The sequence below is a fragment of the Formosimonas limnophila genome (assembly GCF_014652675.1).
GTDB lineage: Bacteria > Pseudomonadota > Gammaproteobacteria > Burkholderiales > Burkholderiaceae > Hydromonas > Hydromonas limnophila.
This window is the reverse complement of record NZ_BMZG01000002.1, coordinates 82,324-105,820: the sequence shown is the minus strand read 5'-3', so window position 1 is coordinate 105,820 and position 23,497 is coordinate 82,324. Positions and strand designations below refer to the sequence as shown.

The following is a 23,497-nucleotide window of genomic DNA, read 5'->3' as shown; positions in this document are numbered from 1 at the left end:
CAGACAATAAACATGAAAGCAAAATCCTACGGCCTCGCCGACTTAAGCCTACTCAAAAAAGACCTTGAGAAAGAAGCCCGTATCGCAGAGCAGCACCGCCGCGAGCAAAAAGAACGTGAGCAGCAAGAACAGCGCCAAACCACCGAGTTCAAACAAGCCGTCCAAAACGTCATCCCACTCAAAAGCAGTGGCAAGTACACCCACCCCACCCCGGCAATTAAACTTCCCGAAATCAAACGCGCAACCACCCCGAATCAAACCAACGCCAAAAAACTAAAAGACAAACTCTCCGACGGTTTCGACGCCCGCCACCTACGTGACGACGAACTCGGCGTCTATTTGCGCAAAGGCATTCCAGACACACTGCTGAAAAAGCTACAAAAAGGCCAATGGCCTGTCTCGTTGCGCTTAGACCTACACGGCAAAACCGCAGAAGAAGCCCGTATCGCCACCAACGCATTCCTCTACCAAGCCACCACCAACGGTGCACGCGTCGTCTCTATCATCCACGGCCAAGGCCATGGCTCGCAGACAGGCCATGCTATCCTCAAACAAAGTGTCAAAAATTGGCTGGTTCAAAACAACGACGTCCTTGCGTTTTGCTCAGCTCCTGCCAATGCAGGTGGTCAGGGTGCAGTTTGGGTATTACTTCACAATACCGATCAAGTTAGAAAAAACAAAGATCGCTAAACTATAGCTCATAAAAACCGCTGATGCCTCCATCAGCGGTATTCTAAAGGCGATTTGAGAATCAGTCACCCATAGGCGGATCACAGCTCTTGGCCAACCAAAATCACTTGGTCAAACACCAGCTTTTTATTCTCCACTTTAAAAAGGCTAACCGCGCCCAGTTGTACATCCCCTTGCGCATCGAAACGGATGTTCCCCGTCACACCATCGTAATTGACCTTAGGCATCGCCGCTGCGATCGACTCACGTTCATCACTACCCGCTATGCGAATCGCTTGGGCAACTACCTGAACCGCATCATACGTATATGGTGCGTAAATTTGAGCACGCTCCCCTGGGAAACGACGCTCATAATCACTTGAAAATTTTCGACCACGGTCTGTATTTTCTAAAGGAATGCCTACAATCGCACACACCGTCTGATCAGCTGTATCTTTTGCCAACTCAATAAATTCATTCATACATTCGCCGCTACTGATTAGTTTCGCTCGAACACCCAACTGCTTCATTTGCTTGGCCAATATTGCCGCTGTATCGTCCAAGCCACCCCAAAAAATATAGTCAGGATTAAACTTCTTACTCATAGCCAACAATCTTCTGAATTCAGGAGTTCTGTCCGCTATAGCCTCACCTATTACTGCTGGCTTGGGTTGTAAATCAGAAATAAGATCAGGGACAAAAATACCTTCACGCACCACTGGCTCAGTTTGTAAGGCGGATACAAAATAATCAGCTAAACGACGACCGTATTGTGTTGAATCATCTAGAACCACTATCCTTTTCAGATGCGACTCACGGGAAGACTGAGGATTACTGCGATTCACAAACATGGCCAATGCTTTTCCCTGAGAGACGTCATTCGCAATCACCCGATAACTGCTGACAGAACCTTTGGGTGTTTTGCTTGACTTTAACGTGTAATCAGGATTGGTTGATGAAGGCGAGATTTGCGCCATGCCATTCGCCGAATAAATATCATTAGCTGGTATAGAAATACCCGAATTTAAGTGCCCCACCACCGCCATCACACTTTTATCAACCAATTTTTGCGCCACCACCACACCTTGTCGTGGATCACCCGCATCGTCGGCAGAAAACAATTTCAAGCACCGCGCTTGGCCATCAATCGTAATACCACCCGAACGGTTAATTTCCTCGATGGCCATGCTTGCACCGTTTTCAGCGTCTTTACCCAAATGCGCAATACCACCTGACATTGGTCCAGCGTAACCGATTTTAATGGGGGTCTTTGTCGAACAAGCAGCGTGAGCACTCCCGACGAAAAACACAGACAAAACTATGCTGATAACGATGTGTTTTCTCATATACCACACTCCCTATTTTTAAAAAAACAAGTGACTAAAAAGGATCTCATCTTTGAGAACCACTCAACGCAAACCTATCGCCTCATTGTTCAATCACCCCACTTGTTTGAGCTTAAACACCTTTTTCTCGTCTTCTTCCATAGCGACATTCGGTGTGGTGAGGAGCCTTTCACCATAAAACACAGAATTCGCCCCCGCCATAAAGCACAAAGTCTGTGCCGCCCAGTCAAGCTCATGACGCCCCGCAGCAAGGCGCACAGTGGTGGTCGGCATCATGATGCGGGCGACGGCGATGGTGCGAATCCATTCTTCGTCGTTGATGCGTTCTGCGTCGGCGAGTGGTGTGCCGTCGATGGGCACGAGGCGATTGATTGGTACAGACTCGGGGTGTGGTGTCAGACTAGACAATGTGCGCAACATGCTGACGCGGTCAGCACGCGATTCGCCCATGCCTAGGATACCGCCGGTGCACAGTTTCATACCTGCATCTCTGGCAGCGTTTAATGTGTTGATGCGGTCATCGAAGGTGCGGGTGGTGACAACTTTGTCATAGTATTCAGGCGAGGTGTCGATGTTGTGGTTGTAGTAATCAAGCCCTGCGTCGGCGAGCGTCTGGGCTTGCTCTTCTTTGAGCATGCCCAAGGTCATGCAGGTTTCCAAGCCAAGCTTATTCACGCCTTCAATCATTTCAATCAAAGCGGGCATGGCCGCAGCAGGTGGCGAGCGCCATGCCGCACCCATACAAAATCTCGCTGCGCCTGCGTCTTTGGCTTTTTGTGCCGCGTCGAGAACCTCCGAGACAGGCATGAGTTTTTCTTTCTCCAAACCTGTGTCAAAATGCGCCGATTGCGAACAGTAGCCGCAGTTTTCAGGACATGCGCCCGTCTTGATATTGAGCAAAACCGCTTTTTCGATGTGCTCAATCTGGTGATTGGCGCGATGAACGGTTTGCGCTTGATACACCAGTTTCATAAACGGCAAATCATACAAAGCGGCGATTTCTTCAGCGGTCCAGTCATGGCGGAGTGTGGTGTATGTCATGTCATCCTGCTTGATTAAAATAATCACTCATCTTACAAGATTAGCAACGTTTTTCCCAGGCATTAAGCTCTGCTAAAAAACAAATCTTGGCAACTTTTGGTTAACTTTAACCGCATAAAGCCAGCTTTTAAGAAAAATTAAAACCAAATTACGGCTTAACAAACAAATGTTCTCGGTAGTGCTTGAGTTCATCAATCGATTCATACACATCAGCCAGCGCTGTGTGACGAGTTTCTTTCTTAAACGCATCATAAACACGTGGATTCCAACGGCGCGCCAACTCTTTGAGAGTCGAAACATCCAGATTTCGGTAGTGAAAGTGCTTTTCTAAGGTCGGCATGTATTGCACCATGAATCGACGGTCTTGGCCGATCGAGTTGCCACACATGGGCGATTTATTCGGCCCGATATATTGACTGATGAATGCGAGGGCTTGCTGCTCGACCTCTGCCTCCGATAGAGTTGACACTTTAACTTTGTCGATGAGACCAGATTGACCGTGGGTTTTGGTGTTCCATTCATCCATGGCGTTAAGCGTTTCATCGGATTGATGAATGACCCAGACTGGGGCTTCAGCAATGGTGACCAGAGTGGCGTCAGTAATGACGATGGCCAACTCGATAATTTTGTCTGCTTGTGGGTTTAACCCCGTCATTTCCATATCCAACCAAATGAGACGGTTGTCATCACGGGTGATTTGCGCATCTGAGTAGCTGGTTTGTGTGGTATTTTCTGTCATAATGTGAAAAATTCGAGTTTTATTAGAAAGTTGATGAAGTGATGCGTGATTTATTGAATGCCCCAAGTACCTTGATGACCTTAACGTTTGTAACCGCTTGTGCGCTGTATTTTACCTTAAAGCTGTATTTGGCCCGACGGCAAATGAATCACATCCGCACCCATGTGTCGGCGGTACCCGCACCATTTGACCAAAAAATCTCACTTGATGACCACACCAAGGCCGCTCAATACGCATTGACCCGTTTGCACTTCGGGCGGCTGTCTCTGTTGTTTTCTATGTTGGTGCTGCTGTTTTGGACTTTGGGTGGTGGTTTGGCGGGGCTGGCCAATTTGATTTTGTCGGTGACAACCCATCAGCTGCATTTCGGTATTTTATTTATTGTGGCTTTTAGTCTGATCAATAGCCTGATTGATTTGCCCATGGCGTATGCCAGTCAATTTAAAATCGAAGAAAAATTTGGCTTTAATCGCATGACCATCAAACTTTGGCTGATGGATATGCTCAAAGGAGCCTTACTGTCAGCGGCGATTGGAATTCCGCTGCTGTATGGGGTTTTATGGTTCATTAAAACAGCCCCTTCAACATGGTGGCTGTGGGCTTGGGCATTGTTTGTTGGCTTGAATTTATTGATGCTTTGGTTGTACCCGACCGTGATTGCGCCCCTGTTTAATAAATTCACGGCATTAGAGGACGGTGATTTAAAGACACGTTTGAATGCTTTATTGACCCGCTGTGGATTTGCCAGTAACGGCATGTTTGTCATGGACGGCTCGCGCCGCTCAGCGCATGGTAACGCATATTTCACAGGTTTTGGCCACAATAAGCGCATTGTGTTTTTTGACACGTTACTCAACCAACTCTCACCGCCCCAAATCGAAGCAGTATTGGCACACGAGCTGGGACATTTTCACCATAAACACATTCTCAAACGCTTGGCTTGGATGTTGCCGATGGGTTTGGCGATTTTCGCGTTGCTCGGCTTTTTGTCACAACAGCTTTGGTTTTATAGCGGTTTGGGTGTGCAGGACAGTCTTTCATTGCTCAAACGCCTATCATTGCAACCAACGCACCTGATAGCGGTCGGATTGGTGCTGTTCATGTTGGTTTTGCCTGTATTCACCTTCATTTTCGCACCGCTGACCTCACGTGGCTCACGCCGCGATGAGTTTCAAGCCGATGCCTTCGCTGTCAAAAACAGCAATGGCCAAGACCTCATCGACGCTCTGGTATGCATGTATCAAGAAAACGCCAGCTTTGTCGGGACAGATTCGCTGTACTCAGCATTTTACGACTCACATCCACCTGCGGTGCTGCGCGTTCAGCGTCTCCAACAACTGACAACGAGCCAGACATGAGTGTCGTATTACAAATCATCGCTAATTTTGGCCATCAATTTCTTGGGCAGACCTCTGACAATGCAGAAGCATCATTGATTCAACTGGTTGCGCGCGGTAAAAAACAAGGTTACGCCGTCGGTGATTTGGTCAACGTGACTCTCACCAGTGACAATCAAGGTGCTATTGAGTCCATCGTACCGCGCACAAATTTGTTTTATCGCTCTGAGTTTAATAAGCAAAAAAACCTCGCCGCCAACATTGACCAAGTCGCCATCGTCTGCGCTACCGAGCCAGCGTTTTCCGAAGAGTTACTCGGTCGCGCCCTTATCTGCGCCCAAGTGACCGACATCAAAGCCATCATATTGCTCAACAAAGTAGATGTTGCTGACAAAGTCGATGCCGCACGAGCCACTCTCAGTCTCTATCCTACGCTCGGTTACGATGTGTATGAATTATCTGCACATAAATCTGAATCCGTCAGTAAACTCACATCCCTACTCGCAGGCAAAAGCACTCTGCTCATGGGGCAAAGCGGCATGGGCAAATCCTCTCTCATCAACGCCCTCATCCCTGATGCCAACATCAAAACCCGCGAAATCTCCAGCGTACTCAACAGCGGCAAACACACCACGACATTCAGCCGTCTTTACCACTGCACTTTTGATGGGCAATCGAGCACCATTATTGACTCGCCAGGGTTTGAGAACTTTGGCATGGCACAATTCTCTGTCTCACAAATTCAGCACGCCATGCTCGAATTCGTCCCTTATTTTGGCCAATGTAAATTTCACAATTGCAGCCACCGCCACGAACCACAATGCGCGGTACTTAACGCTATGAACGAAGGCCACATCCATCCGACTCGTCATGCCTTCTACGAACGACTGCTCGAACAACTCGACTACTACGACAGAGCCGCTTACTAAAAACCAGATAAAAACATCATGCACAGTAACGACACACCAACACCCATGCTGCGCCCCACCATCCAAGTATTAGAGCGCACCAATGATTTACTCAACGTTCTCGCACGCCACAATCAGGCCCTCAGTCTCAAACTGCTCGCAGAGCAAACCAACTTACACGTTTCCACCGCACACCGAATATTGAACGATTTGGTGCTGGCTCGAATCGTTGATCGGCCATCGGCAGGTCACTATCAGCTCGGTATGCGCCTGCTCGAATTGGGCAACCTTGTCAAAGCACGTCTGAATGTCCGTGATGTCGCCCTGCCCATCATGAAAGCCCTGCACCAACAAACCCGCCAAACCATCAACCTATCGGTCCGCCAAAACGACGAAATCATTTACATCGAACGCGCCTATTCTGAGCGTTCAGGCATGCAAGTGGTTCGCGCCATCGGTGGCCGCGCCCCGCTGCATTTAACGTCCGTCGGTAAATTATTTCTCGCTCAAGACGACAAAACGGCACTGCTCGCCTACGCCAACCGAACCCAGCTCAAAGGCCAAACCAAAAACAGCCTCTCGTCTCTCGAAAAAATCACAAAAGAGCTCGACAAAGTTCGCTTAGACCAATTCGCCCGTGACCGCGAAGAATTAGAGCTTGGCGTCTCCTGCATGGCGGCAGGTATTTATGATGACAACCAGCAGCTCGTTGCGGGACTGTCTATCTCAGCGCCCGCCGAGCGAGTACAAGAAAGCTGGGTGAGCTTGCTGCAAACGGCTGCGCTCGATATCTCGAAAGCCATGGGCTACACCGCTCAGAACAAAACACTGGATGAATAAAAAATGACGGCGAATCGCCGTCATTTTTACCTTGAAGCGTCTGTTACATCCCACTAAGAAAAAGACAAATTCGCCAGCAAATCAAAAAAACGCTGCTCGTATTTTTTGAGGTATCGATCGGTTTTCACCGCAGCGTATGTGGTATTGATGCCAAATAAATGACCAGCATCCATCGCCACCAATTGTTTTTTTGCCAGCTCATCACCCATGGCATCAAGGGCAATCGCCGCCATAATCCCAACGCCTAAACCCACTTCAACATACGTGCGAATCACATCCGCATCAATCGCCTCAAGCACAATATCTGTCTGCAGACCTTCTCTGGTAAATGCCGCATCAATCTTTCCACGACCAGCAAAGGCTGGGTCATACGTCACCAGCGGATAACGAGCCAGCTCTGCCAATGTGATTTTTTTCAACTTCGTTAAAGGATGCTTCAAAGGCAGGAGAATTTTGTGTTGCCACTCATAACATGCCGTCGCAGTCAATCCTTCGGTGCGCACAATCCCTTCAGTGGCAATCGCAACATCAGCTTGATTGCTCAATACCATTTGGGTAATCTGCGCAGGTGTGCCTTGTAGTAATGACAGGCGCACCTCTGGGTACTCCTGACGAAAAATTTGAATCAATCGTGGCAAGGCATAGCGTGCTTGTGTGTGGGTAGTCGCGATGGTGAGGTGCCCCTTGTTGGGGTTTTTGGTTTCATCGGCAATGTCTCTCAAGTCTTTTAAATCCTGCAAGATTTTTTCAACCGCTGGCAAAATACGTTCGCCCTCGTTGGTCAAGCCCTTGATGCGTTTTCCATGACGAATAAACACATCAAAACCCATATCCACCTCAAAGTCCATTACTGTTTTTGACACCGCAGGCTGTGACGTGAACAACGCATGGGCGGCATTGGTCAAGTTGAAATCTTGACGAACTATTTCTCGGATGCAACGAAGCTGTTGTAAATTCATGGGTCACACCACCTTGGTAATGCGCCGCAACCAAATCAGCGCAATCAGTAAAAAGACCAAACTCGGTGCCACTGCCAGAAATATCGGCGAATACGTCACCAATGCGCCAAGATACTGAGACAAAGCGGTCAATGTGAAAAACACCAAGCCAAGCATAATTCCCGTAAACACCCGTATACCAACCCCACCTTTTCTGGTTTGCATGAATGCGAAAGGCAGTGCCAATAAAAGCATGACCAAAACGCTCAGGGGATAAAACACTTTTTGCCAATAAGCCACCTCAAATACCCGCGTGCTTTGCGCCGTCTCACTCAATGTCTGCATTCGTTCATCCAACTGTCCAAAGGTCAGATAAACGTATTCTTGGCCGTAATTGCGCATGACCGTCAAAGTATTCTCACCCAAGTCAACAGGCAGCGTCGGCTCAATGTGTTCTTTGGCTTGCGTAATCAGACCTTGCGCATTGGTCACCACGTCTATTACGCGCGCACCTTGGAGCTGCCATTGACCTGATTTTTGGCTTGCATCTGCCTGTATGGCGGTCTTTGCAAAAACAATTCGGCGCAGACTAAAGTCATTGGACAATTCAAACAAGCCCACATTGACCAACGTGTCACCATCTTTAATACTCTGCACATTAATCATGCGTGAACCATTGTCAGCAATGTTTTGTCGGCTCCAAAAGCCACTCGCATTCTTATAAAAACCCGTGCGCTCTAAAGCTGTATTGTGAATCTCACTGGAACGATTATCTGCCAGCGCAATACCGGCATCACCAATCACCCAGAGCGAAGCAGACAGCAACAAGCCCAAGCCCAAAACAATCCGAACCAATCGCCCCAAACTCAAGCCAGAAGCACGCCACGCAATCAACTCTGATCGCGCCGCCAAGCCAGAAAGCGCCAAAATCGTGCCAATCAATGTACAAATGGGCAGCAACTGATACACATACTCAGGTACTTTTAAGAAAATCACAGTCAATAAAGTGACCCATGTATATTGAGCACGTCCCACGTTTTTAACGGTTTCTAAACCATCAATGGTTAAAAACAACAGCAAAAACAGCACCAAAACCCCCAATATCGCAAAGAGGATTTCTTTATAAAAAGTCCGTAAAACCAAAGTCATATATTCACATCCATTATCGAGGGTTTCGAAGCAACAAGGACAGAACAGGCAGACGCCAAGCATGGGCACGATACCAAAGTCCAAGAATCGCTATCGCAGTCGTTCCACCATGAATCAACAAAACACTCTGCAATATGCTCCAACGCCCTTGGTCAATACGTGACTCACCCAGTTTAATCAAGTTGACATACACGGCGAATAAAACAACCGCCATTAGAACACCCCAAGTTCGAGCCGAGCGCGGACGAACATAGGACAACACCACCGCAAACAAGGCCATGGGAACAATCATAAACGCGTCACTAAAGCGCCGATAAAGCTCTGACCACGCGCTTTTATCATTTTGCTCAATCAATGCTTGAGTGGCTATCTGCTCAGTTGGCGTCTTGGCCAAATCATCTGTTTTGATTTTGGTAAACTCATCAATAGAAAAACCATACTGACCATAGCGCATGCTTTGCAGTATTTGGTCTTTCACATTGTCTTGATACTGCACACCCTCGTCGAGCACCATAAACGGACGATTGTCGTGCGTGTTACGCAGTGTGGCATACTTGGCCAACACCAGCGTGGTTTCACCACCCTTGCCTTTTTGGGCAACGAAAATATTCTTAAACACTGGCGGCGAAGTCTTGTCAATTTGTTCGATAAAAAACACACGATTGCCCCCACTACTGTCACGAAACTCACCGCTTTTAATCAAATTCAACTCCGCAATACCTGACTGATTGCGGTAAGTCGCCAATTGCTGGCTCGTCCACGGTGCCAGCATAGAGTTAAGAAACAATAAAAAAACAAACATCGGCAATACCAGCATCGCCACTGGACGCAACACACCAAGGGCGCTCACGCCTGAGGTCTGCCAAACCACCATTTCAGACTCTTGATAAAGACGTGACAAGGTCACGACAATCGCCACCGAAATCGTCGCCACAATCAACAAGGGTAAATATTTTAACGTGCTAATCGCAAGCAACTGCGCCACCGCGTCCACACCAATACTACCCAAAGCCGCGGCGCGTAAGCCTTTGACCAAAAACAACACAGATGTAATGGTCAATAGGGTCAAAAAAATCCCGATGGCTACACCCATCTGTTCATGCAATACAGAGCGTTGAAAAATCATATTTGAGTACTTTCGTTTTTTTGTTTTTGTTAACGATGCAGCCAAAGCCTTCATCAACCACGCATAAGTGGTGAGTTTGGCTATAATGGCAAAATCTGCTTTATCAATCGCCGCATTTTACAGGAAAACCACCATGCAATTTTCACTCAAATCGGGCTCAGCTGCCAAAGGCACAGCCAAAAAAGTCGCCACCACATTCATTCTCGCTTCGCAAACTACCTCTGAAGCCGCTTACATTTCAGGCTCATCGCTCAAGCAGTTACCCACTGCGGTTCAGAGTCAAATCAAAGCGGCCATTGCCAGCGAGAGATTCATAGGTGCAGCGGGTCAACAATTATCCATTTTTAGTGACAGCACACACAGTCAGTTCGTGGTTCTGGGTGTTGGTGTCATCAATGACACAGCAACCACCGCTCGTCAAGCGGGTTCGGCCATCATCAGCTACGCCAAACAATACAAAATCAGTGACGCCAGCGTGATTCTCGACGACGCCATCAGCACTGACGCTGCGCTCATCAATCATTTGGTGCTCGGTGCAGCCGATGCCAACTATGAATTCGACGCGCCTTACGCGATGAATGGCAAAAAGAAAACAGCCAAAAAAGAAGAGCGTCACCTCACTTTGCTTTTAGAAAAAACCGCCACAGCCGAACAAAAAACCACATTTTCCCAAGCAGTCGGTATCGCATCAGGCGTGGCACTGACCAAACACCTCGGCAATCTGCCACCGAACTTCGCCACCCCTATCTATCTCGGTAAAGTCGCGCAGGACTTGGCCAAACAATACAAATTCAAAGTACAAGTATTAGAGAAAAAACAAATCGCTGCGCTGAAAATGAACTCGTTTCTATCCGTGGCCAAAGGCTCAACTGAACCGCCACGCTTCATCATTCTCGAATACAAAGGCGGCAATGCCAAAGACGCTCCAACCGTATTAGTCGGTAAGGGCATCACATTCGACACGGGTGGCATTTCGCTCAAGCCAGGTGCTGGTATGGATGAGATGAAATACGACATGTGCGGCGCAGCGTCACTGCTCGGTACATTCAAAACACTGGGCGAGACAAAGCCCAAGATCAACGTCATTGGTCTGATTGCGACATGCGAAAATATGCCAGCAGGTAATGCGAGCAAACCAGGTGACGTTGTCACCACCATGGCAGGCTTGACAGTCGAAATTCTCAACACGGACGCTGAAGGTCGCCTGATTTTGTGTGACGCGCTCACTTACGCAGAGCGTTATAAACCCGCAGCGGTCGTCAACATGGCCACACTAACAGGCGCGTGCATCGTTGCGCTTGGTCACCACCATAGCGGCTTATTTGCCAACAATGACGACTTAGCCACCGAATTACAAAGCGCAGGCCAAACGCAATGCGACACCGCATGGCGTATGCCACTTGACGACGCGTATCAAGAACAACTCAAATCAAACTTCGCCGACATGGCCAACATCGGTGGCATGCCCGCTGGCAGCGTCACCGCCGCGTGCTTCCTATCACGCTTCACTAAGAACTACGCTTGGGCGCATCTCGACATCGCTGGTACAGCGTGGAAAAGTGGTGCAGCCAAAGGTGCAACAGGTCGCCCAGTGGCATTATTGAGCCAATTCATATTCAATCGCGCGAAGTAAATGATTCTATTGTGGGGGTTGTTTTAAAGTTTTCTTAAGTACCTTGAGAAAACTTTTTAGCTCCACAGCCCCGCAATAAAGTGATTTTGAATTTTTAAGCGAATGATTTTATGACCAAAATCGACTTTTTTTCGAACGCCCCAAACCGCCTCGACTACGTTGCCCGTTTGTTACTCAAAGTCCACACAAGCGGTCAAGCTGCCGTGGTCTACGGTCCGCCACAAACTCTAAGCGCGTTGTCTCAAGCATTGTGGCAGTCCCATGCCTTTCTTGCCCATGAACACGTGGACAGTGAGCCAACTGAACCATTGGTCGCGCCGATTATCCTCACCAGCACACCACTGTCTGACTATCCGCACCATGAAGTCTTGATTAACCTCTCGGATGAGCAGCCAGCTTCTTTTGCTCAGTTTCACCGCCTCATCGAAGTGATTCCCAACGACGACATACCACGAAAAGCCGCCCGTGAGCGTTGGCAGCACTATAAAAGCCGTGGTTACGTAATGAGCCATCATGACATTTCAGCCAAAAAACGCAGCTAACGATTTATAATAACGCTTTATTTAATAACCACAACGTGCCTTCATCGAACGCACGTTGTTTATTTGTACCCTTTTATCGCCATTCGTATAAAGAACACCAAAATGACCACGACCCCGATTCTCGACGCTTTAGACAAGTCTTTTAACCCCGAACAACTCGAAAACCACTGGCGCGAGCATTGGGAAAAGAGCGGTTATGCAAAAGCCACTGCGAACGAAGGCAACGACGCCTACAGTATTTTTCTGCCGCCGCCAAATGTCACGGGCACGCTGCACATGGGACATGCGTTCAACCAAACCATCATGGATGCTTGCACGCGTCACGCGCGCATGTCGGGTAAAGACACAGCGTGGATTCCGGGTACCGACCACGCAGGTATCGCGACGCAAATCGTCGTCGAGCGTCAGTTAGCAGCAGATAACATCAGCCGATTCGATTTAGGTCGCGAGAAATTCACGACAAAAGTCTGGGAGTGGAAAGAAAAATCAGGCAACATCATCAGTCAACAAATCCGCCGCATGGGTTCGAGCATCGACTGGTCGCGTGAATACTTCACGATGGACGACAAAATGTCCGCCGCTGTGACCGAAGTGTTTGTGCGTTTGTACGAAGATGGCTTGATTTACCGTGGTAAACGTTTGGTGAACTGGGACAGCGTGCTCGGCACAGCGGTGTCTGACCTTGAGGTCATCACTGAGGAGGTCGATGGCTCAATGTGGCACATCCTTTATCCATTCGCCGATGGCCCGCAAACCATCACAGACAACGAAGGTAACAGCCAAACCATCGATGGTTTAACGGTCGCGACAACGCGTCCAGAAACGTTACTCGGTGACTTAGCACTCTGTGTTCACCCAGAAGACACACGCTACACGGCAATGGTGGGCAAACTCGTTCAATTACCGCTGTGCAATCGCAACATTCCGATTATTGCCGACGAATACGTGGACAAAGACTTCGGCACTGGTGTAGTGAAAATCACCCCTGCGCATGACTTCAACGACTACGCCGTCGGCGCGCGCCACAACCTCGGCCACATGAGCATTCTCAATCTCGACGCCACGATTAACGACAATGCGCCCGAAACCTACCGCGGCCTAGACCGCTTCATCGCGCGTAAGCAAATCGTCGCCGACCTCGGTGACTTATTGATAAAAGTCGCACCACATAAATTGCAACAGCCGAAATCAGACCGCACAGGCACCGTGATTGAACCCATGCTCACCGATCAGTGGTTTATGGATTTAACAGGTGAAGGCAAAGCAAAAATCGTCGAACCCGCCCTCGCCGCTGTGAACAATGGCGAAATCCGTCTAGTGCCCGACAACTGGAATAGCACCTACAATCAGTGGTTAAACAACATTCAAGACTGGTGCATTAGCCGCCAACTCTGGTGGGGGCACCAAATTCCCGCATGGTACGATGCTGAGGGCGAAGCCCACGTTGCCCGCACCGAAGCGGCCGCGCGTGACAAACTCGCCGCAAAAATGCAAAAATTATTCGACAGCATCGGCCAATCTGCCGATGTAGACGCTGCAGCCGCAATTGGCCGCCGTATGGATGCATTACAAGCTGGAGGGTTGACCCGTGAGGAAGACGTGCTCGACACATGGTTCTCCTCTGCACTTGTGCCTTTCTCATCACTGGGCTGGCCGAACGAAACGCCTGACTTGAAGCATTTCCTGCCATCATCAGTGCTGGTCACTGGTTACGATATTATTTTCTTCTGGGTCGCGCGCATGGTCATGATGACCAAGTATTTCACGGGCAAAAACCCGTTCAACGCTGTCTACGTCCACGGTCTCATCCGTGACGCCGAGGGCAAAAAGATGTCTAAATCAGAAGGCAACGTGCTTGACCCCGTTGACCTCATCGATGGCATCGCCCTGCCCGAACTGCTCGAAAAGCGTACTACAGGTCTGCGTCGTCCTGAAACCGCGCCCGCTGTTCGCAAAGCCACCGAAAAAGAATTCCCGAATGGCATCCCATCTTACGGTGCGGACGCGCTGCGATTCACATTTGCCTCGCTCGCCACGCAAGGTCGCAGCATCAATTTTGACTCGAAGCGCACCGAAGGCTACCGCAACTTTTGTAACAAAATCTGGAATGCCACGCGCTTCGTCCTCATGAACTGCGAAGGCCAAGACTGCAGTATTGATGAGAATGCTCAGCTCGAATACTCGGCTGTTGACCACTGGATTATCAACGAGTTGCAACGCCTCGAGCTCGAAGTTGCCAAGCAGTTCCCCGACTTCCGCCTCGACCTCATCGCGCAGCACATTTATCAATTCATCTGGAATCAATACTGCGACTGGTACGTCGAACTCGCCAAAGTCGCTCTACAGAATGGCAACGATGCGCAAAAACGTGCCACTCGTCGTACCCTGCTGCGCGTCCTCGAAGCGACCCTTCGCATCACGCACCCCATCATGCCCTACATCACAGAGGAACTCTGGCAAGCCGTCGCCCCGCTCGCCGGCATGAAAAAAACCGACTCCATCATGCTCGCCACCTACCCTGTGTATGATGAAGCAAAAATCAACCCAGCCGCCGACGCATGGATGCACGAACTACAAGGCTTGGTGGACTCCTGCCGAAACCTGCGCGGTGAGATGAACCTCGCGCCGTCCACCAAAACCCCGCTGTTCATCGCCGCTCAAGCGTCTGAACACGCCAAACTCAAAGAATTCGCTCCGTACCTAAAAACCTTGGCGAAACTCTCTGAAGTCACCGTACTCGAACAACTCCCAGAAGCATCGGGAGCACCCGTGCAAGTCGTCGGTAACATTGAAATGATGCTCAAAGTCGAAATTGACGTAAAAGCCGAAACCGAACGTCTCACCAAAGAAATCACCCGATTAGAGAACGAAATCAACAAAGCCAACGGCAAACTCGGCAATGAAGCCTTCGTCGCCAAAGCACCACCAGCGGTGATTGAACAGGAGCGTAAACGGTTGGCTGAGTTTGAAAGCACCTTGGGCAAACTCAAAGGGCAGTTAAGCACCTTGCCCGTAAAGTAATCCCAAGAGTCTCCCTCAAATATTTAATTGACTCTTTGCTTGTGTCTCACGCACAATTCATTTCGCGAAGGATTTATTTTTTGCGAGACAGCCATTAAAAAGCCACGTTCATGAACGTGGCTTTTTCATTTCAATGCACCTTGTGAGTAGTCCCCACAGAGCACTGCTGCCATTCTGGCTGTAAAGTAATGTGCTCAATCCCAAATTGCTCATGCAGCATCGCACGCGCTTGGTCTAATAATTTTGGCCACTGCACATCGGCCTCGAGAATCACATGCGCCATCAGTGTGGGCTGGTTGGGCGACATATCCCACACGTGTAGGTCATGCACGGAGGCGATGCCTTTTAAGGAACGCAGCCGCTCGCCGATTTTGGTATAGTCCAAACCGTGCGGCACCGCATCCATTAAGTGCCACGTTGACTCCTTGAGTACGCGCCACGTCGAACGCACAATCAGCAACGCCACAAAAATCGACAGCAACGGGTCAATCGGCATCCAGCCCGTCGTCGCAATCACAATCCCCGCCACAATCGCCGCCACAGAACCAAGCAAATCACCCATCACATGCACGAGTGCCGCGCGTGTGTTCATACTCGTTTGGTCACAGTGCAGCAGATACGCCACGCCCAAGTTGATCAACAAACCCACCGTCGCCACCCACGTCACCGTTTCGCCATCAACTGGCGCAGGATGCCACAGCCGCCAAATGGCTTTGCCCATAATCCACAGCACAATCGCGGCCATCGTCAAACCATTCACAAACGCCGCCACCACCTCCACTCGCGTATAGCCGAAAGACAATCTCGCCGACGCAGGTCTCGCAGCCATCTTTTGAGCGAAATACGCCAAAGCCAATGCCACCGAATCCGTCAACATGTGCCCCGCATCCGAAATCAGCGCCAACGAACCCGAATACCACCCCGCCAAAGCCTCAACCGCAGCAAAGCCCCCCGTCAACAACAACGCAAAACCGAGCAAATGCGACTGCTTATACTCATGCTGATGAGGGTGGTGCGCATCGCCCTCGCCGTGCTGCGCAAAATCAGAATGGACGTTCACATTAGTCATCATGAGGCTCCTCAATATGCGCCAATAAATTCAACAACATCACCCGAATATGGTCATCAGTCACCTGACAAAACACCTGCTTGCCCCGCCGCTCCGCCCGCACCAACCGCGCCGCGCGCAGCAGTCGCAAATGATGGCTCACCAATGACGTACTCACCCCCAACCTTTGTGCAATCTGCGTCACCGCGAATGGCTCATTAAGGCAGCACAGCACCAGTCGCAAACGCGTCGGATCACCCAATAGACTAAAAATATCGGAAAGCTCGGCGATGTGCTCGTCGTTCGTATGATGTGTCTCGTTGTTCATGGTGAAATTCATTATTTAAATTTGAACGATGTCATTATATTGATAATTGAATAACTATTCAATTATTTGTTTAAAAACCAAAGAAAAAAATGCTTTGGATATTGCATGGCTTATTTATACCTTTTCCTGATAACAAAAGGCAAACCCTTCTCTATTTGATGGGCGCAGACAATAAACCGACACTGATCGCACCCTGCGATCTGAATCAGCTCGCTACCAGTATGTCTGGATTGTTTTCCTATCTAAAGATAAGGGGTGATGACCTTTTAAATATCCACTTGGTTTAATCACTTTAGGTAAGAAGACCAACGACCCCACACCGAGAACTTCAACACACACAGGGGTCAGTTTTATTCTCGTTACAACATACTACGGTTATGATTGATTTGGGGGAATTCCGTATTTTCTTGAGATAAGGTATGAGCACGAAAAGAACAAAATGAACCATACATAAACCGAAATAAGAGGAAAATACGAGGCCAAAAAAATTGCCGCATGGCCCAATACCACGCCATGAAGCAGCGCAGTTTTAGCATTTATGGATCGTTTACCACGAATTTGTCCTAACCAATACCCTATTGACGCAGTCGCGGCGAGAGCAATTGTTAATTCAATCATTCGCTGAACCAAAATTTCATTTAAGTGAATAATGCCATACTGTACGTAAACAAAACCAGCCAAAAGTAAAATTGAGGCAATTGTAAGTGGGTAGACAAATAAAGTTGTTGTATGTATTTTTTTGTAACGTGCCCATGTATGTAAACCAAACAAAAGACCAACAGATAACAAAAAAATACTACGATTTATGTCTTTGAAATACCAGCCATGAATCAGTTCTTGAGTCAAGATCACATGATTGAATGAAAAAAAGTACCACACGATATAAAGCCAAGTTAGCCATGCTATGAGCCCCAATGTAGCTGTACGTGCACGAAAGCGCCAGGTGCGTGGACCCGTATGCTCAATAACCATGATTTTTTGTAAGTCTTCTTTATTCATAATGATACGCCTCGATCAGGGCTGCTCCAAACCGCTAGCTGACCACGTTTACGAAAAAGTGCTTTCGGAAAAGCTATTGTCATGGTGATTAAGTTGAGCGTCCAGTATGCCAGCGGATACCAAATGCACCAAATAAAGCTACGCCACAAGCCACGTTCATAATGGCTGTCGATGTACAAACTGACTGTAAACTGAATCATACAGATACACAGAATAATAAAGCTAGTACTTCGTAAAATATGCCAATTAAACTCTGGATGAAGCAGTAAATAAGGATCAAAAAAACGTAACACAATTAAACCAAGCATGCTGTAAGCCCAAGTTAGTGTTGCAGCATATTCAAATAAGTGTGGCCAAAATCGTCGACCAGACCAGCTAATACCTGATTTAAAGAATTTCAAAAACACCTCTGCTCCACCTTGCGCCCAACGCAAGCGCTGTTTGTATAAACCTTTGAGGGTTTCTGGCATCAGCACCCAGCAAAGCGCGTTAGCCTCAAACAAGATGTCGTAACCCATCATTTGCAGTTTCCAACTCACATCGATGTCTTCGGTAATCATATCTGGACTCCAGCCGCCGATGGACTCCATTGCGCTTTTTCGAAAAGCACCAATTACCCCTGATATTGTAAAAATAGTGCCGTAAACACTTTGAGTTCGTTTGGTTAAGCCAATAATAGAGCTGAACTCGGTCACCTGCAGCTTGCCAATAATTGTGGTGCGCGTTCTTACGCGGGGATTACCAGTGATTGCGGCGACGTTGGGTTTACCTTTCATGGCCTTAACCAAATAAGAAATTGCATCATAATCCAGCACTGCGTCACCATCAATACAAACTAAAATCTCTCCACGTGCATGTTTAATGCCATTATTCAGAGCAGTTGCTTTGCCTTGGTTTTCTTGGTGTAATGCTCGAATTTTAGGCTCGCATGCAGCCCAGCCATCAATCAACCGGGCAGTGTCGTCACGGCTACCATCGTTAATCAATAAAATCTCATAATTGGTATAACGAATGTTCAATAAATGCTCAACGGTTTCGTCAATATTTGCCGCCTCGTTATAACACGGCACCATAATGGTCACAAAAGTCGGATCATTCGCATCGTAAGACGTGATATGTCCAATCTCTTCCTGAGTAAAAAAATAGTATATCCCGCCTATCATCCATAGGAAAGCAGTGGCACTTGGATATATCATAACGTACATGGTGATAATATCAAGCCAAGTCATTTTATCTCCCTTGGTTCTTTAATGAAAAAAACGGGTGAATTGTATCGCTATCTGGCTGATTTTCAATAAAGTTGTCTGGATAATAGCCAAAATTTTGAATGCCTTTTTTATCTAAAATTTGCATCCACTGGACCATTTGCGTATTATCAATTGGTTCTTGATTCCGCCAATTCTTTGCTTGTAATTCGAAAACTACTTTGTTTGAGTTCGTTTTTTTCAGAACGATGTCAGCAAGCTGAGCCACCCATTGATTGGCTTGATTTTTAGTGATGGAATGTTCTGACTCCATATATGGCATTGCCATAATTGCGGTATAGTCGTAAGCTTTTATGAAGGAATCTAAATCCTGTGCAAACCACTTGCTTGCATTCTCGTCCATAATCACGCTAGCATAAATATTACGTGCTGTTTTAAACTTAGCAACGCCTCCTCGCTGATACTGCCCTGCTATTTTTGCTAGCTCATGACTAAAATCAATTAAAGTTTGAGCTTTACTTTGCGCCTCAATATTCATAGTCGCATCTGTTCGTTGCCCCTGTTTAATTGGCCCCTCAAAGTCTGTTAAAAAGCCATCATCATGAAACAAAACACCATCAAACTTAGCATACAAACCCAAATCTTGATATATTTCTTTAATGATCTTCTGATTTTTTTTCGAATAAGGTGATAGTCGAAGATAGGCATTTTGACTTGGTCTGAGAGTACGAGTATCCGTCACATATTCATAACCTTTACCCATATCAAACGCCAGCATGGGCATCCATGCATAAACCTTCACTTCTGACCGTGTTGCGAGTTGCCATGCAACACGATTTAGCAAATCCGCACGCATCGGCATATGTCGATTTGGAAAATATAAAGCACTGGCTACGCCATTGCCGTCAGGGTCTGCGTAGGCTTGAAGATAAACTGTTGAAATGCCCAATTGATGAATGCGTTCTATCAAAACATCTAGATTTTTATTAAGCTGTGCTGGATTCGCATCGTATAAATAATCTAAGTCAACATGAACCACTCGCTGCGTGGGTAATTGCCATGTGTTTTCGGTTAAATACTCTTGTATTGACTCAAGAGAGGTCTCTTCATCAATTAACAATCGCCCAACTCGCTTCGTCTCAGGAAGGTTATGCTGTTCCTCTTCCAACGTGAAGTGATGCGTAAATCCTGCTTGATTTGCTAACGCCACATTGACATCATTAAATTGCCCATACGGCCATACAATAATACGTGGTGTTTTACCTGTGTTTTTTAAAATGCTTGCCGAAGAAGTCATGAGGTCATCAAGGATACGCTTTTTGTACTCGCTTTCAGTTTCATAATGATTGTGAGTGAATGCTGGGCTGAGTAACGCTGCTTGTTTTGTTCCGCTTGAGTTGCTCACGACACTGCGGTGTTGATTGTGAGTATGAGATGCGATTTCAACCAGACCGCTACTCTGCATCTCTTTGAGTTGTGTCCAAGTTAAAAAACCGCTTCGCGGCAATTGAACATCGCCATATGTAATCGAACTATTATTAGCAGCGTCAATCCAAGATGTCACTAAAGCTTGTACCGCTGGGTAACGATATTGCTTAAGTAGCGGATAAACTAAATTATAAAAACTCTCATAACCATCATCAAAAGTCAACAACACTGCTTTATTAGGCAAGTTAAATTTGCCTTGTTGAGCATCGAGAATTTGCTGAAAACTAACTGGCGTGTAACCATTCGCCTTAAGCCAGTTAAAGTGCGTGATCAATGTCGATAATTCAATTGTTTGAGAAAAATATTGACGTGGCTTGCTGTGCTCACTCATTTCGTTGAGCTTTGGAATTGCAATTGGACGATTAAGAGGACGCGACTCGTCCACAATGTCGTGGTAACATAACACGCTGTAACGCACATCCGTTGTGCGTGCATTCACGAATGGTGAGCTTGTCAGTGCCCATAACACCGAGAGTAAAAAAACAGCTTTTGAACCATATTTGGTTAGTATGCCCATTATTTAAACCTCATATTTAACTCAAGTGAGCCGTAATTGTTTATATCTGCTAAACCATCATTAACTGATTTTCGGCGACCAAACTCATAACTGATTGAAAATCTTGGACCAAGAATCCACTCTTGCCGTGCACGCAAAACCCAAGTGGTTTGCGGTGAAAAATCCGACTGCCAATAACGCCCTGCACCTGCCACTATTGAGCTAGTCAATGATATTCGACCATCTATGGGCTGACGATAACTAAGATCCAACTCCGTTTCTACCGCCACTTCACGGTAAGGGCTGTAGTAAGCCGTGAACATTTTTTTACTTTTGCTGGTATCAAGGCTTGTATAACTATTAAGTCGCCAGCGGTCATGTCGCAGTAAGTCTTGGCGAAGCCATATATTTGCACCTAGGCGTTGATTATGGTCAGATAAGTCTAAGGCGTCAAACCATACGCCTGCGCTTCTCCATTCACTAGCAGTGTATATCGCACTGATGTTATATTGATTTCCATATACTTTATCATTCAAAGCTTTTGCTAAAACCTGGTCGCTATTCAACTTAATAGCAGCTTGCGCTTCCCAATGCTGATTAATATGGTATTGGCCTGTCAGCCACAAGTAACCACGCCTATTAATATTCATGCCTCTACCAAACTCGAGTTTTATATTGACAGGAAACAAACTTAGTTCTGCACCTATTCCGACAAACCCACTGTGTAATGTGCCGCCTTCTTCTGGCGTTTTGACGCGTTGTGTATGCACAAAAAAACGATGCCCTTTCTCAAGGCGATGTGAGTACAAATAGGCGTCACGTTGCGTTTCACGCTCAGTGTCAGTAGGGTGTGTGGCGTGAGGACGACCTGCTGATACAATTATTTGCGCGCCCTTCTCAACAGCAAGTCTTTCTGATACATGCTCAACGCTTTCTTTATCTTTAGGCAATGACTTAACATCTTGAACAACCGTACGCCAATCTCCTAAATCTAGCGACATTTCTGCTTGTTTCGTTTTTACAATGTACTGGTCTTTTGGAGATAAGAGCGATTGTGCTTTGGAGTACAAGGCTTTGGCTTCATCATAGTGATCTTGATAGGTTGCAATATCACCCTTGAGCATCAACCCCCAAGGATCTGCTGGCGCATCGTGGAGCCATTTATTAATCTGAGTTCTTGCAAGTGCTGTGTTCCCTCGCAATGCATTCAACCGAACTTGCGAAAACAATAAATCTTTATAAGCAGGGTTGTCGATGAGCCTAGTCCCAGTGAAATCCCCTTTTTTAGGTTTATGCGCGAGCGCTTCTATCTCTTGCTGCGCGCGGGTATAGTATTCTGCATCAATGTTCGCATTGATAATTTTTTGTTGCATTTGCTCATCAATAGGTTTAGTTGTGGCAATTTGATTGTAAATCTTAAGCGCTTTAAACGGATGATTAAGCGCGCTCCAAGCGTCAGCACGAGCTTCTTTTACATATAAGGGGAGTTCAGGCAATTCTGCCATCAATTGGTCGGATTCTTTTATTGCATGACGATATTGTCTAATTTTAACCAATGAGTCAACTCTATCTTTTCTAGCTAAAAGAGCAAGCTCACTACCAACAGGCGCTTGCGTCACAACCTCATTGAGTAAGTCGTTCGCCTGCTGTAGTTGTGACAAGTCATCTGTCTGAGCGCCCACTCTATTCAAAAATATGGCTTTGCTGTGTTTTAGCCAAAGCACATCAATCGGTTCAAATAACTCAGCGTGATCGTTAAGTAACTTCTCTTGAATAGGATATGCGTTTAGGCGAGCTGCGGCATTAAACGCCGCTCTGATTTGTTCTGGGTTGTTTGGATTTCTCTCTAATTCAGTCTGCGCCAGCTTGAGTTTGTCAAGATTTGACAAATCGTTTTCAGTCAAGTACAGCTGAGCTTCAATCAGCTGTTCATCATGCCCCAATTGCACTTGATCTTTTGGTGATTGTTCACTGGCTCGCTGAACCACGTTTTGTGCTTGAGTAGTGATCTGATAGCCAAAAATTAAAACAATCAAAGCCCAAAAGGATTTAAAGTTAGTTTGCATGAGCATGATAGTCAAAGATTTTGTCGGAAAAATATGGTAACTTTTGTGCTCTTAGCCCTGAGGGATCATTAATAAATGATTGAATATACTGACCACCCAATGCAACTAGAAAACCAAGAACAATAAATAGATAAGGAACAATACGGGCAAGCTTTGAAAAACTCTCTACATTTTCCCAAATCATAATTTTCTCCCTATACCAAGTAAATTGAGTCGAACAAAGCGAACCCCAAGATACTGACAATCAAATAACTTCACAATAAAACATGATTAACGGTTTTGTTGGGTTTCACAAAAACTCACTCAACATCCAAGTGATAGTGAAGTAAAACTGCTGTGATTTGAGACGAAGTACGTTTTACATACGTCCCTGCCAAAGCTAACTTATTTCGCTGAAGGACAAGCAGGTACTTTTTGTTCACCTTTGAGCGACTTAAGTTTCTTCCAGCTTGATGATGAACATTGCGTGGGTTTTTTTGATGGAACGCAAACGAAAGTTGCCGTGTCTTTGGTCGTTTCAGACAAACACTTCTGAACGTCTTTAATTTCTAAATACTTTGGAGCAGGCAAGGCAAAAA

Annotated in this window: 20 protein-coding genes; 7 read left to right on the top strand and 13 right to left on the bottom strand. The window is 47.0% G+C overall.

What is annotated here, in order from left to right; all coding sequences use genetic code 11:
- Window positions 1-12: 12 nt before the first annotated feature.
- On the top strand, window positions 13-690 hold the full coding sequence (locus IE082_RS02120; RefSeq protein WP_189490867.1) for a Smr/MutS family protein: 678 nt from the start codon (window positions 13-15) through the stop codon (window positions 688-690).
- 80 nt (window positions 691-770) lie between these two features.
- Here the strand turns inward: IE082_RS02120 and IE082_RS02115 are convergent, their stop codons facing one another.
- The 3 genes from IE082_RS02115 to orn all read right to left on the bottom strand — a co-directional run bounded on the left by IE082_RS02115 (window position 771) and on the right by orn (window position 3,795).
- Window positions 771-2,015 (bottom strand): branched-chain amino acid ABC transporter substrate-binding protein, encoded by a 1,245-nt coding sequence (locus tag IE082_RS02115; RefSeq protein WP_189490865.1) that lies wholly within the window; start codon window positions 2,013-2,015, stop codon window positions 771-773.
- 93 nt (window positions 2,016-2,108) lie between these two features.
- Window positions 2,109-3,056, bottom strand: a complete 948-nt coding sequence (gene bioB / locus IE082_RS02110) for a biotin synthase BioB (protein WP_189490863.1) — start codon at window positions 3,054-3,056, stop codon at window positions 2,109-2,111.
- Window positions 3,057-3,204: 148 nt separating this feature from the next.
- Window positions 3,205-3,795 (bottom strand): oligoribonuclease, encoded by a 591-nt coding sequence (gene orn / locus IE082_RS02105; RefSeq protein WP_189490861.1) that lies wholly within the window; start codon window positions 3,793-3,795, stop codon window positions 3,205-3,207.
- Between the two features lie 143 nt (window positions 3,796-3,938).
- Between orn and IE082_RS02100 the strand changes: the two genes are divergently transcribed.
- The 3 genes from IE082_RS02100 to IE082_RS02090 are packed head-to-tail and all read left to right on the top strand — an operon-like array spanning window position 3,939 to window position 6,880.
- On the top strand, window positions 3,939-5,153 hold the full coding sequence (locus IE082_RS02100) for a M48 family metallopeptidase (RefSeq protein ID WP_229809672.1): 1,215 nt from the start codon (window positions 3,939-3,941) through the stop codon (window positions 5,151-5,153).
- Window positions 5,150-6,061 carry a ribosome small subunit-dependent GTPase A gene (gene rsgA / locus IE082_RS02095; protein ID WP_189490857.1) on the top strand — a complete coding sequence of 304 codons (912 nt, stop codon included), beginning with the start codon at window positions 5,150-5,152 and terminating at the stop codon, window positions 6,059-6,061. Before IE082_RS02100 ends, rsgA begins: the two co-directional genes overlap by 4 nt.
- Window positions 6,062-6,079: 18 nt before the next feature.
- Window positions 6,080-6,880: an IclR family transcriptional regulator gene (locus IE082_RS02090; RefSeq protein WP_189490854.1), complete on the top strand. Its 801-nt coding sequence runs from the start codon at window positions 6,080-6,082 to the stop codon at window positions 6,878-6,880.
- Window positions 6,881-6,933: 53 nt separating this feature from the next.
- Here the strand turns inward: IE082_RS02090 and IE082_RS02085 are convergent, their stop codons facing one another.
- Genes IE082_RS02085 through lptF form a run of 3 tightly spaced genes read right to left on the bottom strand, consistent with a single transcriptional unit; the run spans window position 6,934 to window position 10,093 of the window.
- Complete coding sequence (locus IE082_RS02085; protein ID WP_189490852.1) at window positions 6,934-7,839, bottom strand: LysR substrate-binding domain-containing protein; 906 nt, start codon at window positions 7,837-7,839, stop codon at window positions 6,934-6,936.
- 3 nt (window positions 7,840-7,842) lie between these two features.
- Window positions 7,843-8,967, bottom strand: a complete 1,125-nt coding sequence (gene lptG / locus IE082_RS02080; RefSeq protein ID WP_189490851.1) for an LPS export ABC transporter permease LptG — start codon at window positions 8,965-8,967, stop codon at window positions 7,843-7,845.
- Window positions 8,968-8,980: 13 nt separating this feature from the next.
- Complete coding sequence (gene lptF / locus IE082_RS02075; protein ID WP_189490849.1) at window positions 8,981-10,093, bottom strand: LPS export ABC transporter permease LptF; 1,113 nt, start codon at window positions 10,091-10,093, stop codon at window positions 8,981-8,983.
- Between the two features lie 85 nt (window positions 10,094-10,178).
- Between lptF and IE082_RS02070 the strand changes: the two genes are divergently transcribed.
- The 3 genes from IE082_RS02070 (at window position 10,179) to IE082_RS02060 (ending at window position 15,289) form a co-directional block, all read left to right on the top strand.
- The gene (locus IE082_RS02070) at window positions 10,179-11,726 is read left to right on the top strand and encodes a leucyl aminopeptidase (protein ID WP_444542690.1); all 1,548 of its coding nucleotides are present in this window, start codon (window positions 10,179-10,181) and stop codon (window positions 11,724-11,726) included.
- A 110-nt stretch (window positions 11,727-11,836) separates the two neighbouring features.
- Complete coding sequence (locus IE082_RS02065; RefSeq protein ID WP_189490844.1) at window positions 11,837-12,268, top strand: DNA polymerase III subunit chi; 432 nt, start codon at window positions 11,837-11,839, stop codon at window positions 12,266-12,268.
- A 102-nt stretch (window positions 12,269-12,370) separates the two neighbouring features.
- A complete protein-coding gene (locus IE082_RS02060) occupies window positions 12,371-15,289 on the top strand; it encodes a valine--tRNA ligase (RefSeq protein WP_189490842.1) in 2,919 nt (972 codons plus the stop codon).
- 130 nt (window positions 15,290-15,419) lie between these two features.
- Here the strand turns inward: IE082_RS02060 and IE082_RS02055 are convergent, their stop codons facing one another.
- The 7 genes from IE082_RS02055 to IE082_RS02025 form a co-directional block, all read right to left on the bottom strand.
- A complete protein-coding gene (locus tag IE082_RS02055) occupies window positions 15,420-16,361 on the bottom strand; it encodes a cation diffusion facilitator family transporter (RefSeq protein ID WP_189490841.1) in 942 nt (313 codons plus the stop codon).
- Window positions 16,351-16,665 (bottom strand): ArsR/SmtB family transcription factor, encoded by a 315-nt coding sequence (locus tag IE082_RS02050; protein WP_229809671.1) that lies wholly within the window; start codon window positions 16,663-16,665, stop codon window positions 16,351-16,353. The genes IE082_RS02055 and IE082_RS02050 overlap by 11 nt, the downstream gene beginning before the upstream one ends.
- Before the next feature lie 375 nt (window positions 16,666-17,040).
- The gene (locus IE082_RS02045; RefSeq protein ID WP_189490837.1) at window positions 17,041-17,664 is read right to left on the bottom strand and encodes a hypothetical protein; all 624 of its coding nucleotides are present in this window, start codon (window positions 17,662-17,664) and stop codon (window positions 17,041-17,043) included.
- Window positions 17,661-18,893: a poly-beta-1,6-N-acetyl-D-glucosamine synthase gene (pgaC, locus tag IE082_RS02040; protein ID WP_189490835.1), complete on the bottom strand. Its 1,233-nt coding sequence runs from the start codon at window positions 18,891-18,893 to the stop codon at window positions 17,661-17,663. The genes IE082_RS02045 and pgaC overlap by 4 nt, the downstream gene beginning before the upstream one ends.
- 1 nt (window position 18,894) lies before the next feature.
- The gene (pgaB, locus tag IE082_RS02035; RefSeq protein ID WP_189490833.1) at window positions 18,895-20,874 is read right to left on the bottom strand and encodes a poly-beta-1,6-N-acetyl-D-glucosamine N-deacetylase PgaB; all 1,980 of its coding nucleotides are present in this window, start codon (window positions 20,872-20,874) and stop codon (window positions 18,895-18,897) included.
- On the bottom strand, window positions 20,874-22,925 hold the full coding sequence (pgaA, locus tag IE082_RS02030) for a poly-beta-1,6 N-acetyl-D-glucosamine export porin PgaA (RefSeq protein ID WP_189490831.1): 2,052 nt from the start codon (window positions 22,923-22,925) through the stop codon (window positions 20,874-20,876). The genes pgaB and pgaA overlap by 1 nt, the downstream gene beginning before the upstream one ends.
- Window positions 22,909-23,103, bottom strand: a complete 195-nt coding sequence (locus tag IE082_RS02025) for a hypothetical protein (RefSeq protein ID WP_189490829.1) — start codon at window positions 23,101-23,103, stop codon at window positions 22,909-22,911. The genes pgaA and IE082_RS02025 overlap by 17 nt, the downstream gene beginning before the upstream one ends.
- Window positions 23,104-23,497: the final 394 nt, after the last annotated feature.

Bases quoted from the DNA above. Each gene is read 5' to 3' on its own strand.
- IE082_RS02120 (WP_189490867.1), top strand. From the start codon at position 13: ATGAAAGCAAAATCCTACGGCCTCGCCGACTTAAGCCTACTCAAAAAA.
- IE082_RS02115 (WP_189490865.1), bottom strand. From the start codon at position 2,015: ATGAGAAAACACATCGTTATCAGCATAGTTTTGTCTGTGTTTTTCGTC.
- bioB (WP_189490863.1), bottom strand. From the start codon at position 3,056: ATGACATACACCACACTCCGCCATGACTGGACCGCTGAAGAAATCGCC.
- orn (WP_189490861.1), bottom strand. From the start codon at position 3,795: ATGACAGAAAATACCACACAAACCAGCTACTCAGATGCGCAAATCACC.
- IE082_RS02100 (WP_229809672.1), top strand. From the start codon at position 3,939: ATGAATCACATCCGCACCCATGTGTCGGCGGTACCCGCACCATTTGAC.
- rsgA (WP_189490857.1), top strand. From the start codon at position 5,150: ATGAGTGTCGTATTACAAATCATCGCTAATTTTGGCCATCAATTTCTT.
- IE082_RS02090 (WP_189490854.1), top strand. From the start codon at position 6,080: ATGCACAGTAACGACACACCAACACCCATGCTGCGCCCCACCATCCAA.
- IE082_RS02085 (WP_189490852.1), bottom strand. From the start codon at position 7,839: ATGAATTTACAACAGCTTCGTTGCATCCGAGAAATAGTTCGTCAAGAT.
- lptG (WP_189490851.1), bottom strand. From the start codon at position 8,967: ATGACTTTGGTTTTACGGACTTTTTATAAAGAAATCCTCTTTGCGATA.
- lptF (WP_189490849.1), bottom strand. From the start codon at position 10,093: ATGATTTTTCAACGCTCTGTATTGCATGAACAGATGGGTGTAGCCATC.
- IE082_RS02070 (WP_444542690.1), top strand. From the start codon at position 10,179: ATGGCAAAATCTGCTTTATCAATCGCCGCATTTTACAGGAAAACCACC.
- IE082_RS02065 (WP_189490844.1), top strand. From the start codon at position 11,837: ATGACCAAAATCGACTTTTTTTCGAACGCCCCAAACCGCCTCGACTAC.
- IE082_RS02060 (WP_189490842.1), top strand. From the start codon at position 12,371: ATGACCACGACCCCGATTCTCGACGCTTTAGACAAGTCTTTTAACCCC.
- IE082_RS02055 (WP_189490841.1), bottom strand. From the start codon at position 16,361: ATGATGACTAATGTGAACGTCCATTCTGATTTTGCGCAGCACGGCGAG.
- IE082_RS02050 (WP_229809671.1), bottom strand. From the start codon at position 16,665: ATGAACAACGAGACACATCATACGAACGACGAGCACATCGCCGAGCTT.
- IE082_RS02045 (WP_189490837.1), bottom strand. From the start codon at position 17,664: ATGAATAAAGAAGACTTACAAAAAATCATGGTTATTGAGCATACGGGT.
- pgaC (WP_189490835.1), bottom strand. From the start codon at position 18,893: ATGACTTGGCTTGATATTATCACCATGTACGTTATGATATATCCAAGT.
- pgaB (WP_189490833.1), bottom strand. From the start codon at position 20,874: ATGGGCATACTAACCAAATATGGTTCAAAAGCTGTTTTTTTACTCTCG.
- pgaA (WP_189490831.1), bottom strand. From the start codon at position 22,925: ATGCTCATGCAAACTAACTTTAAATCCTTTTGGGCTTTGATTGTTTTA.
- IE082_RS02025 (WP_189490829.1), bottom strand. From the start codon at position 23,103: ATGATTTGGGAAAATGTAGAGAGTTTTTCAAAGCTTGCCCGTATTGTT.